The following is a 25618-nucleotide window of genomic DNA, read 5'->3' as shown; positions in this document are numbered from 1 at the left end:
CATGAAAATAGCATAAAAAATAGGGCTCATGAACTATTGAGCCCACTGTTTATAAAAGAAGAATAATGAACTTATTAATTTCAAATGATGATGGCGTAAATGCCCCTGGTATTATTGCTCTTGCGAGGGAGCTAAGCCAGGTTGCAACGGTCAGGGTCTCTGCACCCGACCGGGATCATAGTGGCGCGAGTAACTCGTTGACTCTGGATCGACCATTGCGCCCCACCTTTCTAGAAAACGGATTTGCCTGTATTGATGGAACGCCCACTGATTGCGTTCATCTTGGTGTCACAAGTTTGTTTGATCTTGAATTCGAACGGGTTGTATCAGGCATTAACAGCCATGCAAACCTTGGTGATGATGTTATTTATTCAGGCACAGTTGCGGCAGCAACAGAAGGACGCTTTCTGGCTGAGCCTGCAATAGCGGTGTCGTTGGTTAATGCGGGAAACCACCATTACGATTCTGCGGCCAAAGTTATTTCTACGCTGCTAACCGAGCTTGACCATTTGTCAGTGGGCCCGAGAACCATTTTAAATATTAATGTACCGGATAGACCTTATGAAGATATTAAAGGGTTCCAGGTTACTCGTTTAGGGCACAGAGCAAGGGGCGGTGAACCAGAGATGATGGTTGACCCAAGAGGCAAGGATCGATACTGGATCGCAGCGGCCGGGGAGGGCGATGACGCTGGAGAAGGAACGGATTTTCATGCGGTCGCAAACGGTTATGTCTCGATAACACCAATACATATAGATATGACAAGATATGATGCAATCAGTGATGTGAATCGCTGGCTTGAGGGGATGAAGTGAATCAGTCACTAAATTTACAGGGGATCGGCATGACCTCTATGCGCACGAGAATGCGCTTAGTTCAACGACTTAGGGATGAAGGCATTGATGATGAAGATGTTCTGGATGTGATGGCCAATACGCCACGGCATATTTTCGTTGATGAGGCGCTTGCCCATAGAGCATACGAAGATACCGCATTGCCGATAGGTCACAACCAGACCTTATCACAACCTTATATTGTCGCCAGAATGACACAGGTTTTGTTGCAGTCAAAACCTTCAAGGGTGTTGGAGTTGGGTACTGGGTCAGGTTTTCAGACGGCGGTATTGGCTCAGTTGGTAAATGAAGTGTTTAGTGTAGAAAGAATCAGGCCGCTTCAAGAGAAAGCAAAAGCGCGGTTTAGGCAACTGGGGCTACGAAACGTGCATACCCGTCATGCTGATGGAGGGATGGGTTGGCCAAGCTCAGCGCCATTCGACGGAATTATTGTGACGGCGGCGCCAAGTGAGATACCTAAAGACTTGCTGGGCCAGCTTGCAGATGGTGGCAGATTGGTGATTCCTGTGGGCGGAGATACACAGGAGCTTACTGTCGTCACCCGCAAAGGGAATAGCTTCGATTATAAAGTGATTGAACCGGTCTATTTTGTTCCACTTCTGGGTGGTGTTATTCGTTAGTTTTCATACTTTTAAGCGTGTTGTGTTTGTTAATATGTTGATGTTAGGGATGAGTTTTGAATCAATCTAAAGTGCTTCTATTTTTTAAAGGTGCGGCAATGGGAGCTGCGGATATTGTTCCTGGGGTGTCAGGAGGAACAATTGCCTTTATCACCGGTATCTACGAACAGCTAATCAACTCTATTCAGTCAGTTTCCTGGAAAACAGTTTCGATATTAAAAGAGCAGGGGGTTGTGGCTGCCTGGAACTCTATTAATGGTTGGTTTTTACTCACGCTATTTTCAGGAATATTGTTTAGTGTTTTTACGCTGGCAAAACTCATAAGCTATTTACTGGTGGCCTACCCTGAAATGTTATGGTCATTCTTCTTTGGGCTGGTTGTCGCCTCAGTTTGGCATGTGAGTCAGCAAATCAAAGAGTGGCGCTGGATTAATGCGCTGCCTATTCTGCTGGGTATTCTGGTTGCCTGGGGGTTAAGTAGCGCGGCACCCGCACAAATTGAAGCCACAACCCTGAATATATTTCTCTCTGGCTGTTTAGCCATCTGTGCAATGATTTTGCCGGGTATATCGGGCAGTTTTATATTATTGCTACTGGGAATGTATAGCGTGATTTTGGGCGCGGTTAAGTCACTGGATATTGCCGTGTTGGCGGTCTTTGCCAGTGGTTGTGTCGTTGGGTTGCTAACAATTGCCAACATGCTGGCATGGGCCTTTAGGCGTTTTCATGACTACACCTTATTAGTATTGACGGGCTTTATGATTGGCGCATTGGATAAAGTATGGCCTTGGAAAGAGACTATCAGCTTCAGGTTGAACAGTCATGGTGAGCAAGTGCCACTTATTCAAAACAATGTTATGCCTGGTAGCTACGAAGTACTGACTGGGCAATCTTCTGAGCTGGGCTGGGCGTTGGCCTCTGCTGCATGTGGTATTTTGATTGTTCTGCTATTGGAACAGATGGGGCGTAGTCGACACTAAAAGTGTGAACTGGTTGTTACTTTAAGGTGTTTCCTTTGGTAACAACTAAATGATTTGGTAACTAAATCGGTACTCTGGTTGAATTGAAATAGTTTGCTAGAATAATAGGTTAGCGCAGGTTCTTAATATTGAGTAACTTCTTATATATCGTTTTGGAATAATTAAGGTTGTTTATAGAGTTTTAAATTATTGTGTATTTACTTGAAACGACTAAAATTTACTCACCTTTAGCGGCTGGTTTTCAGCGATTAGCCGCTTTGTCGTTTCGGTATTTGTCTTATTTCTTCATTGCCATTTCTTTATCTGCTTGTAATTCAAGTGGAATTTATCAAGATAAAAACTTTAATCCTCCTGTTTATTTTGGCTCCCATAAGGTTACCAAAGGCGACACAATGTATTCGATTGCATGGCGCTACGGCAGAGATTATAAGGAATTAGCCGATGCTAACAAAATTCCACCACCTTATGTGATTGCCATTGGGCAGCGTATTAGGCTTGATCTAAAAGGCTCTGTTCCGAAGGCTAAGAAAAAAAGTAGAGTGGCTACTCATAAAAAAACCACACCCCGCAAAAAGCCTACAAAAAGTAAGCCTACTGTTACAGCAAAAAAGAATACTCGTGTTAGCACAAAATCAAAGACCGTCAAGGGCGTAAATTGGCACTGGCCTCATCTTGGCCAAATTATTGCAAGATACTCTTCTACCGGGAATAACAATAAAGGTATCGATATTGCCGGTAATTTGGGTGACTCAGTATTTTCAGCTGCCAGAGGTGAAGTGGTATATGCAGGAAGTGGGTTACTTGGGTATGGAAAGTTGATAATTATAAATCATAACCAGCATTACCTGAGTGCTTACGCGCATAACGATCAAATCCTCGTAAAAGAAGGTCAAAAGATAAAACAAGGCCAGAAAATAGCTGAAATGGGGAATACTGGTACTAACCGGACAAAGCTTCATTTCGAAATAAGAAGAGATGGAAAACCGGTTAACCCATTGAACTATTTACCGAAACGGTAAAAGTTCGCAAAGAAAGTTAACAAAAAATAAAATAATGTTTGGTGGGAATCTTGTAGTCTACGATCAAGACCAAACGGGGTAGTCCAATAACAACTAGATTGTTGCGGCACCATAACCCTAGAGGTTGTGAAGTGTACAAAAACAATACCGAAAGCAGGGCCCGTGTTATGTCAGCTGAAAGAGAAGAATACATCGAAGATATAGCGTTTGAGAATGATGCTAAAGCATCACATGCTTCCAAGCGTGATGAAGACAGTGTTGTAACGCCTATTGACCGAAAGAGAGCGGGAAAATACACCGCTGAATCTAAAAATTACCGTCAATTAGACGCTACTCAAATCTACTTAAATGAAATCGGATTTTCACCACTCTTAACACCGGAAGAAGAAGTTTACTACGCTCGACTTGCCCAGAAAGGGGATGAGGCTGGTCGTAAGCGAATGATTGAATCCAATCTTCGCCTTGTTGTTAAGATCGCACGCCGGTACGTTAACCGCGGGCTTACACTTCTTGACTTAATCGAAGAAGGTAATCTCGGATTGATTCGTGCCGTTGAAAAATTTGACCCTGAAAGAGGGTTCCGCTTTTCGACCTACGCGACTTGGTGGATAAGACAGACTATTGAACGTGCGATTATGAACCAGACCCGCACGATTCGCCTCCCCATTCATGTTGTTAAAGAACTGAACCTCTATTTGAGGGCAGCAAGAGAGCTCACTCAAAAACTGGATCATGAGCCTACCGCAGAAGAAATTGCAGACTTGCTCGACAAGCCAGTTGAAGACGTTAAGCGCATGTTGGGCCTTAACGAGAGAATTACATCTGTCGATACCCCTGTTGGAGGTAATGGCGATAAATGCTTGCTCGACACTGTTGCTGACGAAGCAGCATCAGACCCTGCCGAGCTACTTCAGGATAGCAATTTAAGAGGCAGTATTGATACCTGGTTAGATCAGCTATCTGGCAAGCAGCAAGAAGTATTGGCTCGCCGTTTTGGGCTTCGAGGCTACCAGATGAGCACGCTGGAAGAGGTTGGCAGAGAGATCGGTTTGACCCGCGAGCGTGTTAGACAGATTCAGGTGGAAGCACTAAAACGGCTTAGAGATATTCTTGAGAAACAAGGGTTAACTGGCGAAACACTATTTAAATAGTGTTTGAAGCGGGCATATTCCTGCAAAAATAACTCAATAGTAGAACCACGTTTTTGTCAGTTATAAATGACTGACAAAAACGTGGTTTTTTTGTATACGCAATATCTGCGTGCGACATATATATGCTATCCGAACCAAGCAGCAGGGCTATCCTAAAAACGAGGCGATAAGTGCAGCATGACTATGGGGTGTGCCACCCGCACCAGTGCCAGCAAGTAGATTATATGCAGGGGCTTTCCACGCCTCTATTGGTTTGCAGTTCGCCATTTTAACCGCTTAAAGGAATTAATCAGAGCTTCCTTAGATTTTAACATTGCATTTCTGCTAATTAGGATTTGTATGAGAACTATTGAACAGTATAATCGATTGGTTGCTGATAACATGGGCACGTGATAGTGGGTTCAGTACTGGACGATTATCATGAGTCCGGCTGGTGGCGTACCAAGCAGAAGAGTTGGGCGGTGCCTGGTTTTCAGGACTACTAAAAATAAACAATTAGGGATGAAAGGTAAAATGAAACAATTAATCACAGCATTGGTATTAGTTCTAGGGCTTACTCAAGTTGCTTTTGCTAAAGAAGTAGCGGGCGTAAAGATTCCGGATTCAATTAAAGCAGGTAGCACTGACCTTGCACTTAATGGGGCGGGTTTGCGTGAAAAGTGGATGTTTGATGTGTATGTAGGCGGCCTGTACCTGGGCCAGAAAACCTCTGATGCAAACCAGGTTATTAATGCAGATGAGCCTATGGCGATTAAACTTCACATGTTGCGTGATGTATCGGGCGAGAAGATGGCAAATGCTACTCGCGAAGGGTTCGAGAACGCAACTAACGGAAACACGGGTACCATCAAAGGTGAAATCGACAGCTTCTTGGCCGTATTTGGTGATGAGGCGACTGAAAACAACGTATACGATATGGTATATGTTCCTGGAAAAGGTGTTGAAGTTTATGTAAATGGTAAGTTGGCCAACACTATTGAAGGTGCTGAGTTTAAAAAAGCGCTATTTGGTATTTGGTTGTCTGATAAGCCTGCGCAGGAAAGCCTGAGAGACGATATGCTAGGCAGCTAATCGCATAGTATTTGTGTTCAAAAAAGGTCGCATATTATGCGGCCTTTTTTATTGGTTTTGATTACACTATCGACCATGACTTGGTTGTTCAGAAGAGTGAGCATGAGAATCCCTCAAGTGTTTCAGTTGGCTTCATCAGCAAAAACAACAGCAGTAAAAGCCCCCAAAGCAAAGACCGCAGGAGTAAGCATTGCGATAGCGCTAATTTCTTTGATGCTTTGCGGTGATGTGTATGCTGACGAAATTAAAATAGCCGTAGCCAGTAATTTCAATAACCCCATAAAATATCTGGCTAAACGTTTCGAGAGCCAGAGTGGCCATAAAACGGTATTAATAGTTGGCTCAACGGGTAAGCATTATGCGCAGATAAAACATGGCGCTCCTTATGACGTGTTTTTAGCCGCAGATGCCGCGAGAGCGAAGCGACTGGAAGATGAGGGGGTGGCTATGCGCAGCAGCCGTTTTACTTACGCAATTGGAAAAGTGGTATTGTGGAGCCCTCAAGCAGAGTTGATTGATGATGAATTAACGGTGCTGAATGAGGGACGTTTCAAACATCTAGCAATAGCCAACCCCAAGTTGGCACCCTATGGGAAAGCGGCACAAGAGGTCTTACAGAAACGAGGCTTATGGAAATCATTACGGCATAAAATGGTAAAAGGGGAGAGTATCGGACAGACCTATCAGTTTGTAAAAAGTGGTAATGCCGAATTGGGTTTTGTCGCCTACTCGCAAGTTAAACATCATATTGGCAATAATGAAGGGTCTAGCCACAAAGGCTCTCTTTGGATTGTCCCTCAGGCGCTATATACGCCGATTGAACAGCAGGCAGTGTTATTGAAAGATAGTGCTGCTGCGCGTGAATTCCTGTTTTATTTAAAAAGTGATGAATCGCGCCGAGTGATCGAATCGTTTGGGTACGGCTCATTATGATCTTGAGTGATTCAGATATTGCCGCGCTTTTTTTAACGCTCAAACTAGCCGGGCTTACGACGTTAATTCTTATTTTAATTGGAACTCCTATAGCGTGGTGGCTTTCAAGGTCCAAGTGGCGCTATAAGTTTGTTATTGAGGGTATTATTGCGCTTCCGCTGGTGCTGCCGCCTACCGTATTGGGTTTTTACCTTCTTATATTATTGGGGCCACAAGGCCCAATAGGCGGTGTGATGGAGTGGTTTGGTGTCTCCTCACTTGCATTTACATTCACCGGATTGGTCATTGGCTCTGTTTTCTACTCAATGCCTTTTGTTGTCCAGCCTCTTCAGTCTGCATTTTCAGCGATTGGCCAACGGCCGATGGAGGTTGCAGCGACGCTTGGGGCATCACCGTTAGATCGTTTCTTTACCGTCGCAGTGCCATTAGCAAGACCAGGCTTTTTAACTGCCGTGGTGCTGGGATTTGCCCATACTATTGGTGAATTCGGCGTGGTATTGATGATTGGCGGGAATATTCCTGGTGAGACCCAGGTTCTGTCTATTGCTATTTATGATCATGTAGAAGCGCTGGAGTACGGGCAGGCACACTGGCTCTCAGGAGGGCTTTTAATACTCTCATTTGTTATGTTGATGGCCGTGTATGCGCTTAATGGACGCATCAGCTGGGGGCGCTCATGAGCATTGAAGCCAAATTTAGCTTGACCAGGAAAGACTTTACGTTTGATGTTGATTTAAGCATTCCGGGCAGAGGGATCACCGCTGTATTCGGCCCTTCAGGTTGCGGCAAGACAACGCTACTCAGGTTAATGGCTGGCCTGGAGCAATGCGAACGTGGGCACTTAAAGGTTAGAGAGGCGATATGGCAGGATGCTACCTCGTCTGTCCCTGCCCATAAACGAGCTGTTGGCTACGTATTTCAGGAGGCCAGCCTTTTTCCTCATTTAAGTGTTAAAGACAATCTTATGTACGGGGTGAAAAGGGTTCCGGCTGTTGCGCGCAAAGTCTCGCTTGAGCGAGCGACAGAGCTGCTAGGGATTGAACACTTGCTTAAGCGAAAATCTCATCAGTTATCAGGTGGAGAAAAGCAGCGTGTGGCCATTGCCCGTGCGCTGGCTGTCAGTCCACAACTTTTGTTAATGGATGAGCCTCTGTCAGCGCTAGATCAAACGCTAAAGCGCGACATTATGCCTTACCTGGAATCGCTCCATACAGAACTGGATATTCCTATTATTTACGTTAGCCACTCGCCGGATGAAGTAGCACGTTTGGCAGACCACTTGGTGCTGCTTGAAGCTGGGCGTGTAAGGGCTGATGGCCCCATTCGAGAGATACTGACCCGATTGGATTTGCCGCTAGCGTATGGCGAGGACGCGGCCGCAGTCATTGAGGCTAAAGTGACCGGCCACGACGACACATACAGTGTTAGCTATCTTGAGTTTTGTGGCGGAACTTTTACGGTGGCAAGAAATTCATTGCCAGTCGGTTGCTTAGTCAGGCTCAGGGTGGTTGCCCGAGATGTTAGCCTGACATTGCAGCGTCAATCGGGAACCAGCATTCTGAATATATTATCTGCCACTGTCGAAGACGTTATTGTAGATCAGCAACCTGAAGTGATTGTCAGGTTAGATGCGGGTGGCGTACCTCTGCTTTCCCGTATTACGCGCAAGTCGGCCGCATTGCTTGATTTGCAGCCAGGCCAGAGTGTATATGCTCAAATAAAGAGTATCGCGCTGCTGAGTGATTCTAAATAGTTGGGGAAGCTCTGATTAATTCCCTTAAGCGGTTAAAACGACTAACTGTAAACTAATAGATGCGTGTAAAGCCCCTGCTAATAATCTACTTACTGGCACTGGTGCGCATGGCGCACCCTATAGCAGCAAAGTACCTATCGGCCTTTTATCTCATCAATTTTATCGGCAATATTGGTTAACTCTGGGCGATGCTTACGAATTTCATCCGTTGTTAAGCCATCAATTTCATGAGGGAATACTAACCAATCACTGCTTTCGTGCACGTAATAATCAGGCACTCTGTCAGTTTGGTTGTTGGTCGGCTTGTAATAGGGAGTCGCAATACGAATTTCCGGGGTATTTTTTTTGCACGCCTTTTTTATATCAAGAATAGTTTGATGAATACTTAAACCACTATCATGTACATCGTCCACAATGAGCAGACTGTCTTCACTCTCAAGGCGTTTGATTAGATAGGTTAGGCCGTGAACTTTTACATGTTTACTTCGCTCGCCAATCCCTGTGTAGGACGACGTACGTATCGCAATATGATCTGACTCTACACCAAATACATGCAGCAGTTCTTGTACCGCAATTCCAACTGGAGCACCACCCCGCCAAACACCAACGATATAGTCTGGGCGAAAACCACTTTCATAAATGTCTATCGCCAGCTGAAATGAGTCTTCTAGAAGCTGTTGAGCGCTGATGTATACCTTTTCCATCTTACTGCCTTTAGTGTAAAAAAAGTGTTAAAGCTTTGTCGTGATGTTCTGCGTTATGTCTCGTCACGGCCAAACAAGGAGAGAGTTAATACTCGGTTTTGCTTTTGTATTCGCATAAATCTTCGATAATACAGGCTCCGCATTTGGGTTTTCTGGCGGTACATACATATCGGCCATGAAGAATAAGCCAGTGGTGTGCATCTAACAGATACTCTTTTGGCACGAGCCTTACCAGCCTTTTTTCTACTTCAACCACGTTTTTACCTGTCGCAATTTTTGTCCGGTTAGAGACCCTGAATATATGGGTATCAACGGCCATGACAGGCATTCCAAAAGCGGTGTTGAGCACCACATTCGCTGTTTTTCTACCAACTCCCGGGAGGGCTTCAAGCGCTTCCCGATCCTTTGGTATTTCGGAGTTATGTTCGGTGATTAGAATTTCACAGGTCTTAATAATGTTTGCAGCTTTACTGTTGTAAAGGCCGATCGTCTTTATATATTCTTTTAACCCTTCAAGCCCCAGTGCATATATGCTCTCCGGGGTATTCGCAACAGGGTAGAGTTTGTCGGTTGCTTTATTTACTCCCTTGTCAGTCGCCTGTGCAGATAAAATAACGGCAATCAACAACTCAAAGGGCGTACTGTAATTTAGCTCTGTCTCCGGGTTTGGGTTATCCGCTTGTAGGCGTCTAAAAATTTCGGTGCGAATATCCTTGTTCATTATGAGATAGTACCTGTTGTTCGCACTCGCTTGCTGCCCGCTACAACGTCTGCTGTGTCTTTCTTCTCTCGTGCTTTCAGGTTCTCATCGATGATATTTTTAAGTGCGATGAGAATTCCCATACCGACGAATGCGCCTGGAGGCAAGATGGCAAACAGGAAGTCAGGGTAGTTGGAAAACACATCTATTTGCCAGTCGCTAGCTGCTTCTCCGAAGAGTAAGTCCATACCGCTGAAAAGCGTTCCCTGACCGATGAGTTCTCTAAGTGTCCCCAATATTATTAACACAAGTGTAAAGCCAACGCCCATCATCAAGCCGTCGAGCGCTGAGGGCAGTATTGCGTTCTTTGAGGCAAACGCATCTGCTCTGCCCAAAATGGCGCAATTGGTGACAATAAGAGGGATAAATATCCCCAGAATTTCATAGAGTTCGTAAGTGTAAGCCTGCATGAGCAGTTCGGCGCAGGTCACCAGAGAAGCAATAATCATGACGAACGCAGGCAGGCGAACCGTCTCAGGTACGAAATTTCGAATTAGAGAAACTGAAATGTTTGATCCGAGCAGAACCAGTGTTGTCGCAAGACCAAGACCTATGGCGTTAACGGTTGTACCCGTGACGGCAAGAAGAGGGCATAGTCCTAGCAGCTGAACCAGTGCAGGGTTGTTCTTCCACAATCCGTTAAGTGTAATCTCTTTGTAGCTACTAGTGGCCATTCGCGTCACCTTCTGCCGATGCCTGCGGAGCTGATTTTGTCTGCAATAGTCTGTCTTTATTTTTGTGGTAGTACATTAGCGCATTATTGACGCCTGATACGACTGCCCTGGGAGTGATGGTCGCGCCAGTTAGCTGATCAAAGTTACCCCCATCTTTTTTAACTTTCCACTGCTTAGGCAACGGTTGAGTTAAGGAGGTGCCTTCAAACTGAGTGATCCAGTCAGACTTTTTGATCTCTATTTTATCACCTAGTCCAGGCGTTTCTTTGTGATTAATAACCCGTACGCCTTTAATATTACCGCTAATATCAACACCCACTATCATTGATATTGGGCCTGAATAACCATTCTCTGCTATGACAGGCAAAATAACGGCCACGGGTGCCTGGTTTTTTCGAGCAATGTAAGCGCTTTTCTCTCTCGGCAGGTTTAGTAGTCCGCCTGGGTTCAGCTCAAATGTGTCTTCCAGCAGCTCGTTGTCATGCTCTTCGACAGGCACGATTTCCAACAGTGCTTTGGATTGGGCTTTTTTGATCTGTTGTTCGATGGTCTCTTTTGTCAGCGTTTGAGTCGCTGCGATAAGGCCAGAGGTGATAACTGCAAATATGGCAAGGCCAATGGCAGACCTGACAATTGACTGTTTTATTGAATCCATTATTGTGGCTCCTTCCCGCCGCGCTTGGCTTTAGCATAACCGTACGTTCGTGGCTGGGTGTATAGATCAATAAACGGGGCAGCAAAGTTCATCAGCAATACTGAAAATGCGATTGCATCAGGGTAGCTGCCATAGGTTCTAATAACGTACGTCAGAATCCCAATTCCTGCGCCATAAACTAGCTTTCCTTGAGGGCTTACGGCTGAGGTTACAGGGTCTGTTGCGATGAAAAATGCTCCCAACATTGTCGCACCGGCAAAGATATGTAGCAGGGGAGGCGTGGTTTGATCGGCATCCCACCCGAAGATCAGTGACATGGCAGTCAATGCGGCCAGCATACTGATAGGGGCATGCCAGGTAAATACGCCCTTTTTCATCAGGAATAACCCACCAGCCAGGAATGCGATATTAGCCCACTCCCACCCGTGGGCAATGAAGTTGCCAAATACCGGGTTTTTAACAACATCTTCTGCGATGGAATGCCCAATCTCGTGCTTGTACACATCGAGTGGTGTTGCCATGGTGAACGCATCAACGCTCTGAGTAGCAAACCCAAATATGGTCGCTAGTGTGTCCAGAAAACCAAGCGGATTATCAAGCAGGCTGACGGGGGCTGCCCAGCTTGTTGTCATGGCGACAGGAAAGGATATTAGCACCAGCGCAAAGCCAACCATTGCCGGGTTGAATGGGTTGTACCCCATGCCCCCGTATAGGTGTTTCGCGACGATAATTGCAAAGGTTACGGCAACAAAGGAAACCCACCAAGGTGCCAGAGGGGGAAGGGTTAACCCAAGCAATACACCTGTTACCAGCGCACTGTAATCACCTAAATAAAACGCCAGTGGACGCTTTCTGATTAGTAATACGACTGACTCAGACAGCAAAGCGATAAGCGAGCACCAGATAACATTGATGAGGTTGCCCCAGCCAAAGAACCATGTAAGGGCAAAGAGCCCTGGTAGTGTTGCTATCACGACTGCACGCATCAAGTTTGCCGTTTTTCTGGGCCCGTGTGCGTGGGGGGAAGTTATTGTCATTAAGCCCATTTAGTTAACCATTGCTCTCTGTTGATTCGGTTGTTTTCTCAGACGCTGTTTTTTCTGAGCTTATTGCTTCGTTGAGTGCTGTTTCAGCATGACTGACGCGAGTTTTGTTTTTTACAATTGCACGCTCCAACTTCTCTACCCGGTCAGGGTGGTTAAGTTTCGCATCCTCCAGCGTGTCCAGCATTAGTTGCAACTTGTTTTTGGCCTTATCTACATTGCTTTTCAGTTCTTCAATAGATGGGCCTGCGGGTTGCTCGGGGGCTCCACCTTCACTCAAGGCTGCAATTTGCGCTTTGATTTTGTCTACATTGTTTTGGCTGCTTTCTACTGCTGTCGCAAGCTTCTCCGCGCGTTCCGGGTTGTTTTGCTGAGCATCTTTCCAGGCCGCTTCCATTTTGCTGAACTTGTCTTCAGCACTAATGAGTTTCTTTTGCAGGCTCTCAAGTGTTACGTCGGGAGCGGAAACTGTCGCTGCTGTCTGGCCTTTTTTCTTAGCTTCTACGCGTTGAACTGCGGCTTGAATTGCTGCTGCTTTATCATTTGGCGCTTGAGCTGTCGTCGACGGTTGTCCTGCTGATGGGGCAGCGGTTGAATCCTGGGCTGCCTGCGCCTCTTTCTTGGCTGCCTGAGCTTTTGCAGCGGCCTCTGCACGTGCTTTGCGTTTGGCCTCTTTTTCAGCTTTTTCTCGTTCGATTCGTTCTTGTCTGAATTCGAATCGCTCGCGAGCCTGGTTTGACTTTTCCTGGTCAGCTTTGATCTGTCTCAGCTCGCCCTTTGCGTACCGATAGTATTGCACGAGAGGAATCGTGCTTGGGCAGACATAAGAGCAGGCACCGCACTCGATACAGTCAAATAAATTGTGGTGCTCGGCTTTTTCAAACTCCTGACCCTTGGCAAACCAGTACAGCTGTTGCGGCAGGAGCTCTGCCGGGCACACCTCAGAACACATGCCGCATCGGATGCAGGCTTGAGCGGGTTGAGGTGGCGTCAGTTCTTTGTTTGTAGCGGCTAGCAAGCAGTTTGTCGTTTTTACTAATGGCAACTGAGTGTCGTTAAGCGTAAAGCCCATCATGGGGCCGCCCATGACTAAGCGACTGCCTTTCTGGTTAAGGTAGCCGGCTTTTTCCAGCAGCCAGTCGATGGGGGTGCCAATTAAGGCCTGAAAGTTGCCTTTGCTGGCGATGCAGTCCCCTGTCAGGGTGGTCACACGGGAAATAAGTGGTTCGCCATGGCGAATGGCTCTATAAACTGCAGCGGCCGTCGCGACATTCTGGCACATGACACCAATATCCGCGGGTATTTTCCCGTGCGGAACTTCTTTGTCTGTGAGGATTTTTATGATCTGTTTTTCACCGCCAGACGGGTATTTTGTGGGAATGCTGACCACTTCAACCTGGGTCTCTTTAGCTGCCTCGCGAAGCGCTGCTATGGCCTCAGGTTTGTTATCTTCAACACCAATCAGGCACTCACCGGGCTGGAGTATGTAAGCCATTATCTCAAGGCCGAGAATAATCTCTTCTGCCCGCTCTCTCATTAACCGGTCATCTGATGTGATGTAGGGCTCACACTCTGCGCCGTTTAGTATTAGCGTATTAACTTTATCATGGCGTGGAGGGTGCAGTTTGATCGCTGTTGGGAAGCCTGCACCGCCCAGTCCTGCTATGCCTGCATTGCGGATTCTCACCAGTAGTTCATCGGGTGACAGCGTAGAGTAGTCTTCGCAGCAGGTGCGTTCGCACCACTGATCCAGCCCGTCGGGTTCTATAAAAATGCAGAGGTCTGCCATACCTGACGGGTGAGGAACCGCGTGATCTTGAATAGCGGTGATGGTGCCGGACGTTGGGGCGTGGAGTGCCACACTTATCGGACCCACGGCATCTGCCAGCAACTGGCCTTTTAGAACCCGGTCGCCAACCCGCACTATGGGGTCGGCACGGTGGCCAATATGTTGCTGAAGTGGCAATATCAGCTGTGGAGGAATGCCCGCATCAGAGATAGCACGTTGGTTGGATTGCTCTTTATTCTCTTTTGGATGAATGCCGCCGTGAAAGTCCCAAATTTGCTTCATTACACTGATACCTCTGGGGCTTTATCGGTCGCGATGATGTTACTGTCCTGTTGGGGTAGGGTACTTGGGATTTCCCATGACCAGGATTTGATATCCTCTGGCACTGCCACCATGTCGATACAGTCGACAGGGCAGGGCTCGACACACAGGTCGCAGCCCGTACACTCATCTGCGATAACTGTGTGCATCTGTTTTGCGGCACCTAAAATCGCATCCACCGGGCAAGCCTGTATGCACTTTGTGCAACCGATGCACTCATCCTCACGTATGACCGCGACTTGTTTGCCTTTCTCTTCCCCGTGTTCAGCATCAAGCGGTGTTGCTTCTACATCTAACAGGTCTGCCAGTGACTGAATGGTCGCCTCACCACCGGGTGGGCACTTGTTAATGTCCTCTCCGTTGGCGATTGCTTCTGCGTATGGGCGGCAGCCAGGAAAGCCACACTGTCCACACTGGGTTTGAGGGAGAAGGTTGTCAATCTCATCAACGATAGGGTTGCCTTCGACTTTGAATTTAATTGCCGCAAAGCCAAGGATAGCGCCAAATATGACGGCTAACGCGAGGAGGGTGAGAATGGCGCTTAAAATAATACTCATTGATTAAGCCGATTCCTAAATGTTAACTAAGCCGGTGAAGCCTAAAAAAGCCAAAGACATTAAGCCTGCGGTAATCATACCTATTGCAGAGCCTTTAAACGGTGCTGGAACATCTGCCACGGCAATGCGTTCCCGCATTGCTGAAAACAAAACTAACACTAAAGAGAAACCCACGGCGGCACCAAACCCATACATAATTGATTCAACAAAGCCATTTTGCTTTTTGATATTGAGCAATGCGACACCGAGTACCGCGCAGTTGGTGGTGATTAGCGGAAGAAATATTCCCAGAACACGGTACAAAAGAGGGCTGGTTTTTCGAACGACAATCTCTGTGAATTGAACAACAACGGCAATTACCAGAATAAAGGTAATGGTTTGCAGGTATTCAAGACCCAGTGGAGACAACAGGTATTCAAATGCCAGATAGCTACAGACTGATGAGAGTGTTAATACGAAGGTGGTTGCCAGCGACATTCCCATAGCGGTTTCAAGCTTATTGGAAACACCCATAAATGGGCATAAGCCAAGAAACTGCACTAGCACAAAGTTGTTGACCAGTATTGTGCTGACAAGAATAAGGATGTATTCGGTCATCGTGTACTCCGATCAGCCAGCCAATGGGATGGCCGGCCATTAAATAGGGTCGCTATTATCTGAAAGCTTGTTATTCCATTCAAGATTTAAAGAAGGGTAAATCTAGTTGAATTTGGAATAAGGTTATTTAATCCTAATCAAATCAATTACATGATCCGCATGCCGGGTTTTGCTCCCTCATGAGGCTCAAGGAGCCATATCTCTTTCCCGCCAGGCCCGGCAGCTAGTACCATGCCTTCTGATAAACCAAACTTCATTTTACGCGGTTTCAGGTTGGCGACCATTACGGTTAGCTTTCCTATCAAATCTTCTGGCTGATAGGCTGACTTTATACCTGAAAATACGGTCTTTGTTTCGCCTCCCAGGTCAAGAGTAAGGCGCAGCAGCTTCTTTGCGCCTTCAACGTGTTCTGCATTTGCAATCAGGGCTACGCGTAAATCAACTTTGGCAAAATCGTCAAACTCGATTTCATCTGCAAATGGTTCAATAGCAGGGCTCTCTGAACTTTCTGAAGCTTGCGGTGTTGCTGTATTTCCACTCACTTTGGCTTCGGCAATGGCATCCTCTTTTGAAGCTTCGATCATAGCTTCAATTTTCTTCATCTCAATGCGCGTCATCATGGGCTTGAACTTGTTGATCCTGTGCGCAACTAGCAGTTGGCTACGCTCGTGCCAGCTCAGTTTGATGTTCAGGAAGTCTTCTGACTTTTGAGTCATGGCAGGCAGTACAGGCGCTAAATAGGTGACTAACAGTTTGAACATGTTGATGGCATTAGAGCAGATATTCTGTAGCGCCTGTTCCTGGCCTTCTTGTTTAGCCAGCGTCCAGGGCGCTTTGTCGTGAATATACTGGTTTGCCAGTTCGGCCAGTTCCATTATCAATCTAATTGCTTTACCAAACTCTCGTGATTCGTACAGCTCGGCTATTTCGTCGCCAGCATCCACAAACTTTGCTAACAGTTCAGGTTCATCACACTCTGTAGACAGCAAGCCTTCAAACCGTTTAGTAATAAAACCGGCACAACGGCTGGCGATATTGACCACTTTACCGACTAGGTCTGAGTTAACGCGCAGTGCAAAGTCTTCAAGATTGAGATCCAGGTCATCAACATGGCTGGTTAGTTTGGCTGCAAAATAGTAGCGCAAGTATTCAGGGTCAAGTTGTTCCAGGTAGGTGCTGGCTTTAATGAATGTCCCTCTCGACTTAGACATCTTCTTGCCATTGACGGTGACAAAACCGTGCGCGTTGACTGCCGTGGGCGTTCTAAAATCAGCGCATGAAAGCATCGCAGGCCAGAACAGGGCGTGAAAATTAATGATGTCTTTACCAATGAAGTGATATAGCTCAGCGGTGGAATCTTTGCCCCAGTAGTCATCAAAATTCAGGTCGTCACGGCGATCACAAAGGTTCTTAAAGCTGGCCATATAGCCGATGGGGGCATCCAACCAAACATAAAAATACTTGCCGGGCTGGTTTGGAATCTCAAAACCAAAATAAGGCGCGTCACGGCTGATGTCCCACTCTTGCAGACCGGTATCCAGCCACTCCGAAAGTTTGTTGGCAATTTGTGGTTGTAACGTACCGCTGCGAGTCCACTCTTTTAAAAATTCGGTAAACTCCGGCAGCTTAAAGAAAAAGTGTTCAGAATCTTTCTCTATTGGCGTTGCACCCGAAATGGCTGAGCGAGGGTTAATAAGCTCCATTGGCGTGTATGTTGCGCTGCATACTTCACAGTTGTCGCCATACTGGTCTTCGGCTTTACACTTGGGGCAGGTGCCTTTGATAAATCGATCTGCCAAAAACAGTTCTTTTTCCGGATCAAACGCTTGGGTGATTGATCGAGAGGCGATTCGGTCTTTTGCCAGACAGCGGTTATAGATCAACTCTGAAAGAGACTTGTTCTCTTCCGAGTGAGTTGAGTAGTAGTTGTCGAACTCAATTAGGAAATTATCAAAGTCTGACTTATGCTCTTTGTTTACTCGGTCAATCAACTGCTCTGGAGTAATACCTTCCCGCTCTGCTCTCAGCATAATTGCGGTTCCATGAGCGTCATCAGCACAGACGTAAATACACTTCTCACCACGGAGTTTCTGGAAGCGTACCCAAATATCAGTCTGGATGTATTCCAGCATATGCCCCAAATGAATAGGTCCGTTGGCATAGGGAAGTGCGCTGGTTACCAGAATGTTTCGTGCTGTGGTCTTTGTCATGGTTACTTATTCCAGTGTTGTCTCTTAGTGCTTATCAACTGCTTGGTCTTGGAGCATTAAAAATAGTGCTTGGAAATGACGGCATATAAAATGGGCGCTATGATACCGTTTGATGCTTAAAGTTTCATCTAATTCCTGATCTTAGCGAGTTATTATTGAGCAAACGCAAAATAAATGGCCTTCTGGCGAATTGCCAAGTCGTTAGGATTTTAACTTCGAGTTAGAAGTAGTAGACTATTTTACTCGGTTTTACCCTTCTGTAACATTTTTCGAACTATCGTTTTACACGCAAATGCTCGGTGGAATAATTTTATGAGTCAAATCGATGCGACGCAGTTAGAGTCTGCTATCAAGTGTTATCAAGACCCTTACCTTAATGAAAACCTTTATGAGCTTAAGGCGATACAAAATGTTGCCAGTGACGAACAAGGTAATGTAACTGTTGATATTCAGATGGGTTACCCTTGTGACGGGATCAAAGGAGGAATGTCTCAGATTCTAACGTCGGCCATTGAGAATGTTGAAGGGGTTGAGAAGGTTACTATTAATGTAACCACTGACATTATTCCCCACCAAGTTCAGAACCATATGAAAAATATGGATAAAGTGAAGAATATTATCGCAGTTGCCTCGGGCAAGGGCGGAGTAGGGAAGTCGACCACATCGATAAACTTAGCATTGGCGCTGAGTCAGGAAGGGGCAAAAGTCGGCATACTGGATGCTGATATCTATGGCCCAAGTGTCGGCTTAATGCTCGGATTCCCCGATGGAACGCACCCTAAAACCCAAGATAATCAATTTTTTATACCACTTGAAAAACATGGCATACAAGCGATGTCGATGGCATTTCTGGTGAATGATAAAACCCCGATGGTTTGGCGTGGCCCCATGGTCAGTGGCGCAGTCCAGCAGTTATTGAACCAGTCTCTATGGGATGATCTGGATTACTTAATTGTTGATATGCCGCCGGGTACAGGTGATATTCAGTTAACGCTCTCCCAGAAAGTGCCGGTTGCGGGTTCGGTTATTGTTACAACCCCTCAGGATATTGCGTTGCTCGACTGTAAAAAAGGCATCGAAATGTTCCGCAAAGTCGATATACCGGTGCTGGGTGTGATCGAAAATATGAGCGTGCATATCTGCAGCAACTGTGGTCACCATGAACCGCTGTTTGGCGAGGGGGGCGGAGAGCGAATCTCGCAAGAGTATGAAACGGAGTTACTGGGCCAGCTTCCGCTGCATAAAACGATTCGTGAACAGACTGATTCTGGCACTCCAACGGTTGTGGCAGAACCTGATTCTGAAGTTGCACTGATGTATCGTGATATTGCACGAAAAGTGGCGGCAGAGCTTTCTCAACGAGCCAAAAATTATACTAATCTATTTCCTGAGATTATCGTCAGTCAGGATTAATCTATTGCAGGCATGAACTTCAAGTTTGTGCCTGCTTACCTCCATTATAAGCTTATCGCTTTGCTTTATTGCTTGCGCCATCAGCCAGGCACGGGGCCGGTCCATCGCTTCAGCCATTTGGCCAACACGCTTTAACGTTTCATCGTCAAGCCTAACAGAGGTTGCTTTTAACGCCATTCAGGTTCTCCAAGAACCTATACTATAACGCATTAGTTTTAGGCTGTTGTTGGCAAACTCGATGGAGGTTCCCAAGGCCCATACAAGGCTAATAAATCTTGAATCGCTGCCCCAGTGTGATGAAGTAGAGATTGTCGTTAAACGATATATCACCTGCCACGTTGCCAAAATCCATATCATATTTGGCTCTTCTTACGCCTGCGCCAAAGCTGAACCCCGAACGGGTGAAGTACTCTAGTCCAGCACGCCCATAAAAACCTAATGAAACGTCATTTTCGCTTTTGCCAAGGTCAATCGTGATATTGGTTCCGTTTTGTGCTGCCGGGAGGTTTTCTGGCTGCTCATCAGTGTTATTAATGTGCCCGTAGGCGAGCAGAGGCCCGGTGCCTGCGTAAATTCTAAATCGGCTGTTGGGTGCGATAGCGGCAAAAACACCGCCATGGATTTCCATGAGAAAAAACTGATTCTTTAATGCCAGCGCAGCTTGATTGTTGGTTGCAACGAACACAAAACTGTCGTTTTTCCAACCAATATGGGCGCCTGTTTCAAAGCCGTACTCAAGCCACTGGCGGGCCATCGGGATTTGTGCCTGTATGCCTCCAAACGGTATGGATGGCACGTCCGCATATGCTTTTTCCCCTGTGTCTGGGTCGGTGATCGTAGCTTGAGCCTGGGTGTCGAGGCTGCCTAAATTGACGGTAAGATATATCCAATCATCGGATGTCGGTTTCTCGGGGCTGGAGACCTCTTGGTATCTGATAGGGTCTGCATAGAGATAGGGGGAAAAAAGTGTTGATATAACGAGTGATAGCGCGAATCGATATAAGGGGGTTCTGCTCATCATGTTTATTCTCCGTTGACCTGTCGTGTGGAGTTAAGGGGCACTTTTTAAGCGCTCAAGGCGCAACCGGTGGCGCTGATCGAACAGTCGTCGGCTGCCAAGCTCAAGAGAAGCATAGACACCAAAGCCAGACCCGGCAGAAATTAAAAATAGAATCAATAGTTGATACTTTACCGCTTCTAAAGGAGGGCTACCGGCTAGAATTTGGCCTGTCATCATACCGGGCAGTGCCACTATACCTGCCGACGCCATACCATTAATAGAAGGGATCATGCCTGCACGCATCGCCTCTTTTTTTATATCGGCAAGTGCTTGAGCGCTGCTTTCCCCGAGCATCAAGCGTTGTTCAATCACTTGCTGTTGTTGCCATGCAGTTGAGGTTAATCGGTCCATCGAAATTGAAATACCATTCATGGTATTGCCGAGTAGCATGCCTAGTAGGGGGATTGCATACTGAGGGGAGAACCAGGGGTCGGGTTTAATGATAATAGAGAGTGTGGCAGTGACGAGTATGAATGATGAGAGGAACATCGACAAAACGCTGGACAGGTATCCAAAGCCACCAGCAAAGGGCCGCTGTTGACGGCCTATTACCTCACGGCCTGCTGCCAGTAACATGATGCCTGCGACGACCACCAGCCAAACGGGATTTATATCGCCAAACAGCCAACGCAAAATAAACCCGATCAAAAAAAGCTGGATGGTTGCTCTTATTGCGGCAATAATCAGTTGCTTGTGGAGGTTGAATTGTTGTTTAAAACTGATTGCGGCCAAAATAAGTATCAGAGAGGAGGTCGCGAGTAGATCCCAGATGCTTAGACTGATCATATTCATGCGGCAGCCCCTTCAAGTTCCCCGTCGATCATATATAACGTGGTGTTTGCCACTCTTTCAAGCTGGCTGGGGTCGTGGCTAATCCATAGTGCGGCGGCGTTGTTGTCAGTGATGTATTCTTTAATAAATTTCTCGACGCTATCCGTGTTGCTGTTGTCCAAACTGGCAGTCGGCTCGTCTAATAACAGCACCTTAGGTTTTTTCTCTAGTGATCTTAGAAGCGCCAGCCTCTGCTTTTGGCCTGTGGAAAGCTGATTGACCGCTTGTTGCGCTATATCTGAATCTAAAGATAACCTGGCTAACCATGCTTGTTTAATGGGGAATTCAAAGTGCTTTCCAACTGTATTGTGCCACCACAGGCTTTCAGCGGGTACTAACTGTACTTTTTTTCTCCAGTCTGGTGCCGTAATCGCCTTGTGAGATTGGCCCTCAAGAGACATCTCTCCATTGCTTTCCAGCAAATCGGCAATGGCTTTTAGCAGCACGGATTTGCCACAACCCGAAGGCCCACTAAGGCCAATACAGTGATGGGCACAGAGGGTGAGGTTGATGGGGCCGACGTGCAGTAATGAGAGGTTCTGGATGGATAATAACGGGAGCGCGACCATAAATAAGCTCTATTGATGCTACATGCGTCCAGTGATTTTTGCAGAAAACCGTGCCGCATCATACGAGCCACCCTGGTGCATTGTGATTCTTTTTAGTGTGTATGGCGCCAGGTTGTTCAGTTTGTTAAGGCCTTTGCATGTAGTTACGGCAGCAGAATAGTGCTCTGAGATGACCTGCTCTGCTTGGGTAGATTGATCTCCGTTGGGGTAGCAAAACAAACTGACCGAGGTGTTCAGTTTCTTTTCCAGGTCATGCTTTGAGTCGACCAACTCCTCTTTGAGTAATTGTTTGTTATTAATATGGTTGATTCGAGTATGGTGTTTTGTGTGGCATCCGAACTTAATAAGTTTTGACTGCGTTAGCTCATCGATTTCGTCCCAGTTGAGTATTACCCTGTCTGAGGGGGATCTGGTCAGTTTTAGCTGCTCTTCTATTTTGTCTAAGTGTTGATTAATTGCTGAATCAGAAAGTGACTTTGCGTTTGAAATCGCTGCATCTACGAATAACTTGGGGTCGGATAGTGTGCTATCCAAGCATGATGTCAGCCAGGCTTTTGATTCCGAGTCGGGAAGGGTACTTGTCAGAGTCGATCTGTCTTTTGAAGCGGATTGAAGGTTATTTAATATCTTTATCAGACGCCCAGGCCAAAAAGTGTTGCTGGTTTCAATAAAGCTAGAAACTAGAAATATCGTGGCGGGAACGTTGTGTTTCTTTAAGAGAGGAAACGCAAAGTCAAAATTATCCTTCCATCCGTCATCAAAGGTAATGGCGCAGTAATTTTTACCGGTTTTGGCCAGCAACTTTGAATTATTAATAGCGTATTCGAGGTCAACTATTTCAAAGCGCTTGTTAAGTTCACGCAGATGCATGTCAAAGGTTTCCGGGTTTACGATCATTCCAGGCTGCTCATCGCGAGACTCTATGCTGTTGTCAGGTAGCACCCGGTGATAGGTCAGAATAATCAGATTCCCTCTATTAAAGCCCCAGAACACAGCAGACCCTAAATGGAATAGCTTAACGGCTGTGCGTTTTAAGAACTTTTTTAAGTTCGCATTCATTTTCTATGGCATCCATGTAGAAAAATATATTTTATATAATTTTACTTTTGATATGTGGCTAATAAAAGCCTAACTATGCATAATTACGCCGATTGGGACTTCAATGCCAAAATAGCCGTTTGTGGTCTTGGCAAAAAGCTACAAGGAAGAACAGACTATATGAGTGAAGGCCGAGAAACAGGTAGCCTGAGCCTGCCTCCAGGTGTAATTATCAGAGACTATCGTTCTAGCGATAAAGAGATGGTTTTTGAGTTGATGTCTGGCATTTATGATGAGAAAAGTGCTGTTGAGAGCCAGCGGCGCTGGCAGTGGCAGTATGAAGATAACCCCTTCAATCCTAACGGTGTTCCTGCTATACGGGTTGTAGAAAAGGATAAGCAGATATTCGGCTTGCTGTGCGGCATCCATCAAAGGTTTTACATTGATGGGCTGCGATGCGATGGTGTTTGGGTAACCGATCACATGGCCCGCCCAATGGAGGGCGTAGGTAATGCTCGTGCAGGGAAGTTGTTAGCGCTCGATTTCTGTGGGCATTACGATCTTTTGTCTGGGCAGTTGGCGCCCAAGTTAAACCAGTATTGGACCAGGTTGCTTCAACGAGGCCCTATCGATACTGCTCACCTTCCTGTTATGGTTAGGCCGCTAAGTATAGAGGCTGTGCTTGCAAAAAAGCTCAAGCTATCTGCTTTTACGAGGGGGCTCGCCAAAATCTTTGACCTGATGCTACCTCTATATTTGAAAAATAAAGCATGTAATGCAAAAGGTTACTCATTTGATATAGTAAGTACGTTTGATGCATCGTTTGATGAGATCTGGGATCGTGTGCGTGACGGGTATTGTAATATCGGATGCAGGAATAGCGAATACCTTAACTGGCGTTATAAAAATATCCCTGATCGAAGCTATGACTGTTATGTCGCACGCAAGGACGGGGTTATAAAGGGATGGATCGTCTGTCGGAGAATTTATGGCAAAGACATACCTAAATCCCGGATCGTCGATATGTTAATGGCGAATGGGGATGTCGAAACCGCGCATTACTTGATAACTAACGCGGTAAGAATGCAAAAAAAGCAGGGGGCTCTTATTGTTCACGCTCTTGGTACTGAGAATAGTGCGATAAAAGAAGCGTTTAGCTTGAGCGGTTTTAAAGCTCACCCTGATGAAAACCGTATGCCTGCGTTTATAGGTGTTAACAACCTTGAAGAGGTAGATAATAGCCTGTTTTATAAGTCAGAAAATTGGTATTTAACGCTCGGTGATTCCGATATTGATATATTTGATACCGTATAAATCATGTTGGCAACGTTAACGATACACTCATTTTTTTAGTGAAGGTTGATTATGGAATTGTTAGAGCCTAGTGAGCTCAACTTAACATCGACGATATTTAAATCTTCGGTTCGAACATTATGTATCACATCCGCGAATAGGGGTGAAGGCGTGACAACGGGAGCTATTTCATTGGCGGGCGCATTATCCACTCTTGTTCAAGGGAAAGTGATTCTGGTCGATGGGAACTGGGCCAACCCGGATCTTAGTAAGCATTTCAAGTTGCAAGATAGACCCGGGGTTGCCGAGTTGCTGGATGGAAATTTTAATGAATTTTCTGAAAGAATACATTCGGATAAGGCGTTGGCGTTTGATGTGTTGCCTGCGGGGGGCAAGACACCGGAGAAAAGAAATGTCTGGAATGAAGAGTCATGGCCGGGGTTATTAAATGAACTGTCAGCTATTTATCAATATGTGGTGATTGATGTAGGGGCAGTACACTCAAACCCTGACAGTATCGTTTTAGCCCGCGCGTGCGATGGAACTGCTATGGTCGTGCAAAGCGAGGCGACTCGATGGGAGGTTGCGGTTGTGGCTAAAGACAAGTTAATTAGCGCAGGTATTAATATTGTTGGGGCGATATTTAATCGGCGCAAATTTTACATGCCGAAGTGGATTTACAATTTATTATAATATGAAGGAAATATTGAGTATGAAATACCGGTTCCTGGCTATGTTTATCTCGGTGATCCTGATGACCGGGTGCGCGACGCCTAAACATTTTAATGGTGAAGAATTTGAGCTAAATATCGTCTCTGATCAAGGTGCCGGTGACCTGTCAAAAAATGATCATTTTGCCCAACATTTTCAGCCGGAAGATGAACTTGATGTGATCTTCCGCTTTGATGAGTTTGAGGGGTTGGAATACAAACTGGCAGCTGATGATGTTGTTGAGGTGACATTTATAGCGGCCCCTGATTTGAGTTTCCAGCAAAGAATCAGACCTGACGGAAAGATTTCCCTGCCTTATCTGGGGGGAATAAAAGCTTCGGGTAAAACGGTGGAAACCTTACAGGAAGAACTAATAAAACTGTATGAAAAGTCCTTGGTAAAACCGGAGCTTTATATTTCTCTGATAGAACATGGTGCACGAACCAATGAATTAAAAACTGCGCTGGGAACTCGTATCAGAGGGCAGAGCAGATTGCTAAGGGTTCGTTCAGATTATGTGGTTACCTTTCCTATCATCGGAGATATTGATGTCAGGCAGATGGGTATCAAGGACTTGGGTAAAAAGGTGAACCAACTTTATGCCGAAGAGGTGCCTGGCCTCGAGGTGGATATCATTCTAAACAAGTATGCGGACAAAACCGTATACGTATTAGGTGAAGTGTTATCTCCAGGTGCATTTTCTGTATCCAAACCCATCTCTCTGCTGCAGGCATTGGCACTATCAGGCGGAATTCGTCCGGGAGCCCAGTTGGAACATACCATTGCGATGCACCGTGTAGGAGACAAAATGGTCGCTAGAAGGTTTGATCTCAAGGCTGCGCTAGAAGGTCGTTCGATGGAGACAGCGCTTGCAATGCTTCAGCCGGATGACATCGTCTATATTCCAAGTTCTGACCTATCGAGAGCATCAGAAGTGACTCGCTTCATGAAAGATGTACTGTTTTTTAGAGGGATAGGCGTGACGTTTGGTTACGACTTTAACGAATAATAC

The 25618-nt window shown here is 46.1% G+C and carries 27 protein-coding genes; 13 read left to right on the top strand and 14 right to left on the bottom strand.

Annotated elements, in window-relative coordinates:
* Positions 1–65 precede the first annotated feature (65 nt).
* From surE to modC, 9 genes are all read left to right on the top strand, one after another.
* Positions 66–815 carry a 5'/3'-nucleotidase SurE gene (gene surE, locus MY523_RS11025; protein ID WP_250654756.1) on the top strand — a complete coding sequence of 250 codons (750 nt, stop codon included), beginning with the start codon at positions 66–68 and terminating at the stop codon, positions 813–815.
* A gap of 29 nt (positions 816–844) precedes the next feature.
* Positions 845–1474 carry a protein-L-isoaspartate(D-aspartate) O-methyltransferase gene (locus MY523_RS11020; protein ID WP_250658809.1) on the top strand — a complete coding sequence of 210 codons (630 nt, stop codon included), beginning with the start codon at positions 845–847 and terminating at the stop codon, positions 1472–1474.
* Between the two features lie 56 nt (positions 1475–1530).
* Positions 1531–2454 (top strand): polyprenyl-phosphate transporter, encoded by a 924-nt coding sequence (locus MY523_RS11015; protein ID WP_305883233.1) that lies wholly within the window; start codon positions 1531–1533, stop codon positions 2452–2454.
* Positions 2455–2645: 191 nt separating this feature from the next.
* Complete coding sequence (locus MY523_RS11010) at positions 2646–3473, top strand: peptidoglycan DD-metalloendopeptidase family protein (protein ID WP_250654755.1); 828 nt, start codon at positions 2646–2648, stop codon at positions 3471–3473.
* A gap of 167 nt (positions 3474–3640) precedes the next feature.
* On the top strand, positions 3641–4624 hold the full coding sequence (rpoS, locus tag MY523_RS11005; protein ID WP_250654754.1) for an RNA polymerase sigma factor RpoS: 984 nt from the start codon (positions 3641–3643) through the stop codon (positions 4622–4624).
* A gap of 513 nt (positions 4625–5137) precedes the next feature.
* Complete coding sequence (locus tag MY523_RS11000; protein WP_250654753.1) at positions 5138–5695, top strand: chalcone isomerase family protein; 558 nt, start codon at positions 5138–5140, stop codon at positions 5693–5695.
* 102 nt (positions 5696–5797) lie between these two features.
* The gene (gene modA / locus MY523_RS10995; RefSeq protein WP_250654752.1) at positions 5798–6628 is read left to right on the top strand and encodes a molybdate ABC transporter substrate-binding protein; all 831 of its coding nucleotides are present in this window, start codon (positions 5798–5800) and stop codon (positions 6626–6628) included.
* The gene (modB, locus tag MY523_RS10990; protein ID WP_250654751.1) at positions 6625–7308 is read left to right on the top strand and encodes a molybdate ABC transporter permease subunit; all 684 of its coding nucleotides are present in this window, start codon (positions 6625–6627) and stop codon (positions 7306–7308) included. Before modA ends, modB begins: the two co-directional genes overlap by 4 nt.
* Positions 7305–8381, top strand: coding sequence for a molybdenum ABC transporter ATP-binding protein (modC, locus tag MY523_RS10985; RefSeq protein WP_250654750.1), 1077 nt, complete (start codon positions 7305–7307; stop codon positions 8379–8381). The genes modB and modC overlap by 4 nt, the downstream gene beginning before the upstream one ends.
* 134 nt (positions 8382–8515) lie before the next feature.
* Here modC and MY523_RS10980 read toward each other — a convergent pair whose 3' ends face one another.
* From MY523_RS10980 to metG, 9 genes are all read right to left on the bottom strand, one after another.
* Positions 8516–9085 carry a phosphoribosyltransferase gene (locus MY523_RS10980; protein ID WP_250654749.1) on the bottom strand — a complete coding sequence of 190 codons (570 nt, stop codon included), beginning with the start codon at positions 9083–9085 and terminating at the stop codon, positions 8516–8518.
* Between the two features lie 85 nt (positions 9086–9170).
* A complete protein-coding gene (gene nth / locus MY523_RS10975) occupies positions 9171–9806 on the bottom strand; it encodes an endonuclease III (RefSeq protein WP_250654748.1) in 636 nt (211 codons plus the stop codon).
* Complete coding sequence (locus MY523_RS10970) at positions 9806–10519, bottom strand: electron transport complex subunit E (RefSeq protein ID WP_250654747.1); 714 nt, start codon at positions 10517–10519, stop codon at positions 9806–9808. Before MY523_RS10970 ends, nth begins: the two co-directional genes overlap by 1 nt.
* Positions 10509–11174: an electron transport complex subunit RsxG gene (gene rsxG, locus MY523_RS10965; RefSeq protein WP_250654746.1), complete on the bottom strand. Its 666-nt coding sequence runs from the start codon at positions 11172–11174 to the stop codon at positions 10509–10511. Before rsxG ends, MY523_RS10970 begins: the two co-directional genes overlap by 11 nt.
* Positions 11174–12211 (bottom strand): electron transport complex subunit RsxD, encoded by a 1038-nt coding sequence (gene rsxD / locus MY523_RS10960; protein ID WP_256470526.1) that lies wholly within the window; start codon positions 12209–12211, stop codon positions 11174–11176. Before rsxD ends, rsxG begins: the two co-directional genes overlap by 1 nt.
* 13 nt (positions 12212–12224) lie before the next feature.
* Complete coding sequence (gene rsxC / locus MY523_RS10955; RefSeq protein WP_250654744.1) at positions 12225–14288, bottom strand: electron transport complex subunit RsxC; 2064 nt, start codon at positions 14286–14288, stop codon at positions 12225–12227.
* Positions 14288–14884, bottom strand: coding sequence for an electron transport complex subunit RsxB (gene rsxB, locus MY523_RS10950; protein ID WP_250654743.1), 597 nt, complete (start codon positions 14882–14884; stop codon positions 14288–14290). Before rsxB ends, rsxC begins: the two co-directional genes overlap by 1 nt.
* Positions 14885–14899: 15 nt before the next feature.
* On the bottom strand, positions 14900–15481 hold the full coding sequence (gene rsxA / locus MY523_RS10945) for an electron transport complex subunit RsxA (RefSeq protein ID WP_250654742.1): 582 nt from the start codon (positions 15479–15481) through the stop codon (positions 14900–14902).
* A gap of 146 nt (positions 15482–15627) precedes the next feature.
* Positions 15628–17691, bottom strand: a complete 2064-nt coding sequence (gene metG / locus MY523_RS10940) for a methionine--tRNA ligase (RefSeq protein WP_250654741.1) — start codon at positions 17689–17691, stop codon at positions 15628–15630.
* A 312-nt stretch (positions 17692–18003) separates the two neighbouring features.
* Here metG and apbC point away from each other — a divergent pair, with 312 nt between their 5' ends.
* Positions 18004–19104 carry an iron-sulfur cluster carrier protein ApbC gene (gene apbC, locus MY523_RS10935; protein ID WP_250654740.1) on the top strand — a complete coding sequence of 367 codons (1101 nt, stop codon included), beginning with the start codon at positions 18004–18006 and terminating at the stop codon, positions 19102–19104.
* Here the strand turns inward: apbC and MY523_RS10930 are convergent.
* The 5 genes from MY523_RS10930 to MY523_RS10910 form a co-directional block, all read right to left on the bottom strand.
* Positions 19072–19281 (bottom strand): CopG family ribbon-helix-helix protein, encoded by a 210-nt coding sequence (locus MY523_RS10930; RefSeq protein ID WP_250654739.1) that lies wholly within the window; start codon positions 19279–19281, stop codon positions 19072–19074. The genes apbC and MY523_RS10930 overlap by 33 nt on opposite strands.
* Positions 19282–19369: 88 nt before the next feature.
* The gene (locus MY523_RS10925; protein ID WP_250654738.1) at positions 19370–20125 is read right to left on the bottom strand and encodes a hypothetical protein; all 756 of its coding nucleotides are present in this window, start codon (positions 20123–20125) and stop codon (positions 19370–19372) included.
* A 30-nt stretch (positions 20126–20155) separates the two neighbouring features.
* Positions 20156–20956 (bottom strand): ABC transporter permease, encoded by an 801-nt coding sequence (locus MY523_RS10920; RefSeq protein WP_250654737.1) that lies wholly within the window; start codon positions 20954–20956, stop codon positions 20156–20158.
* Positions 20953–21564 carry an ABC transporter ATP-binding protein gene (locus tag MY523_RS10915; protein ID WP_250654736.1) on the bottom strand — a complete coding sequence of 204 codons (612 nt, stop codon included), beginning with the start codon at positions 21562–21564 and terminating at the stop codon, positions 20953–20955. The genes MY523_RS10920 and MY523_RS10915 overlap by 4 nt, the downstream gene beginning before the upstream one ends.
* Positions 21565–21582: 18 nt before the next feature.
* Positions 21583–22623: a polysaccharide deacetylase family protein gene (locus MY523_RS10910; protein WP_250654735.1), complete on the bottom strand. Its 1041-nt coding sequence runs from the start codon at positions 22621–22623 to the stop codon at positions 21583–21585.
* A 75-nt stretch (positions 22624–22698) separates the two neighbouring features.
* On the opposite strand from MY523_RS10910, the gene MY523_RS10905 reads away from it, so the two are divergent.
* Genes MY523_RS10905 through MY523_RS10895 form a run of 3 tightly spaced genes read left to right on the top strand, consistent with a single transcriptional unit; the run spans position 22699 to position 25615 of the window.
* A complete protein-coding gene (locus MY523_RS10905; RefSeq protein ID WP_250654734.1) occupies positions 22699–23916 on the top strand; it encodes a hypothetical protein in 1218 nt (405 codons plus the stop codon).
* Between the two features lie 51 nt (positions 23917–23967).
* A complete protein-coding gene (locus MY523_RS10900; RefSeq protein ID WP_250654733.1) occupies positions 23968–24588 on the top strand; it encodes a CpsD/CapB family tyrosine-protein kinase in 621 nt (206 codons plus the stop codon).
* A 19-nt stretch (positions 24589–24607) separates the two neighbouring features.
* A complete protein-coding gene (locus MY523_RS10895; RefSeq protein ID WP_250654732.1) occupies positions 24608–25615 on the top strand; it encodes a polysaccharide biosynthesis/export family protein in 1008 nt (335 codons plus the stop codon).
* The last annotated feature ends 3 nt before the right edge of the window (positions 25616–25618 follow it).

Origin of the sequence: Alkalimarinus coralli, from assembly GCF_023650515.1 — a bacterium.
Taxonomy (GTDB): Bacteria; Pseudomonadota; Gammaproteobacteria; order Pseudomonadales; family Oleiphilaceae; genus Alkalimarinus; species Alkalimarinus coralli.
Note: the sequence above shows the minus strand (reverse complement) of the source record. Positions and strands in the feature narration are given on the sequence as shown.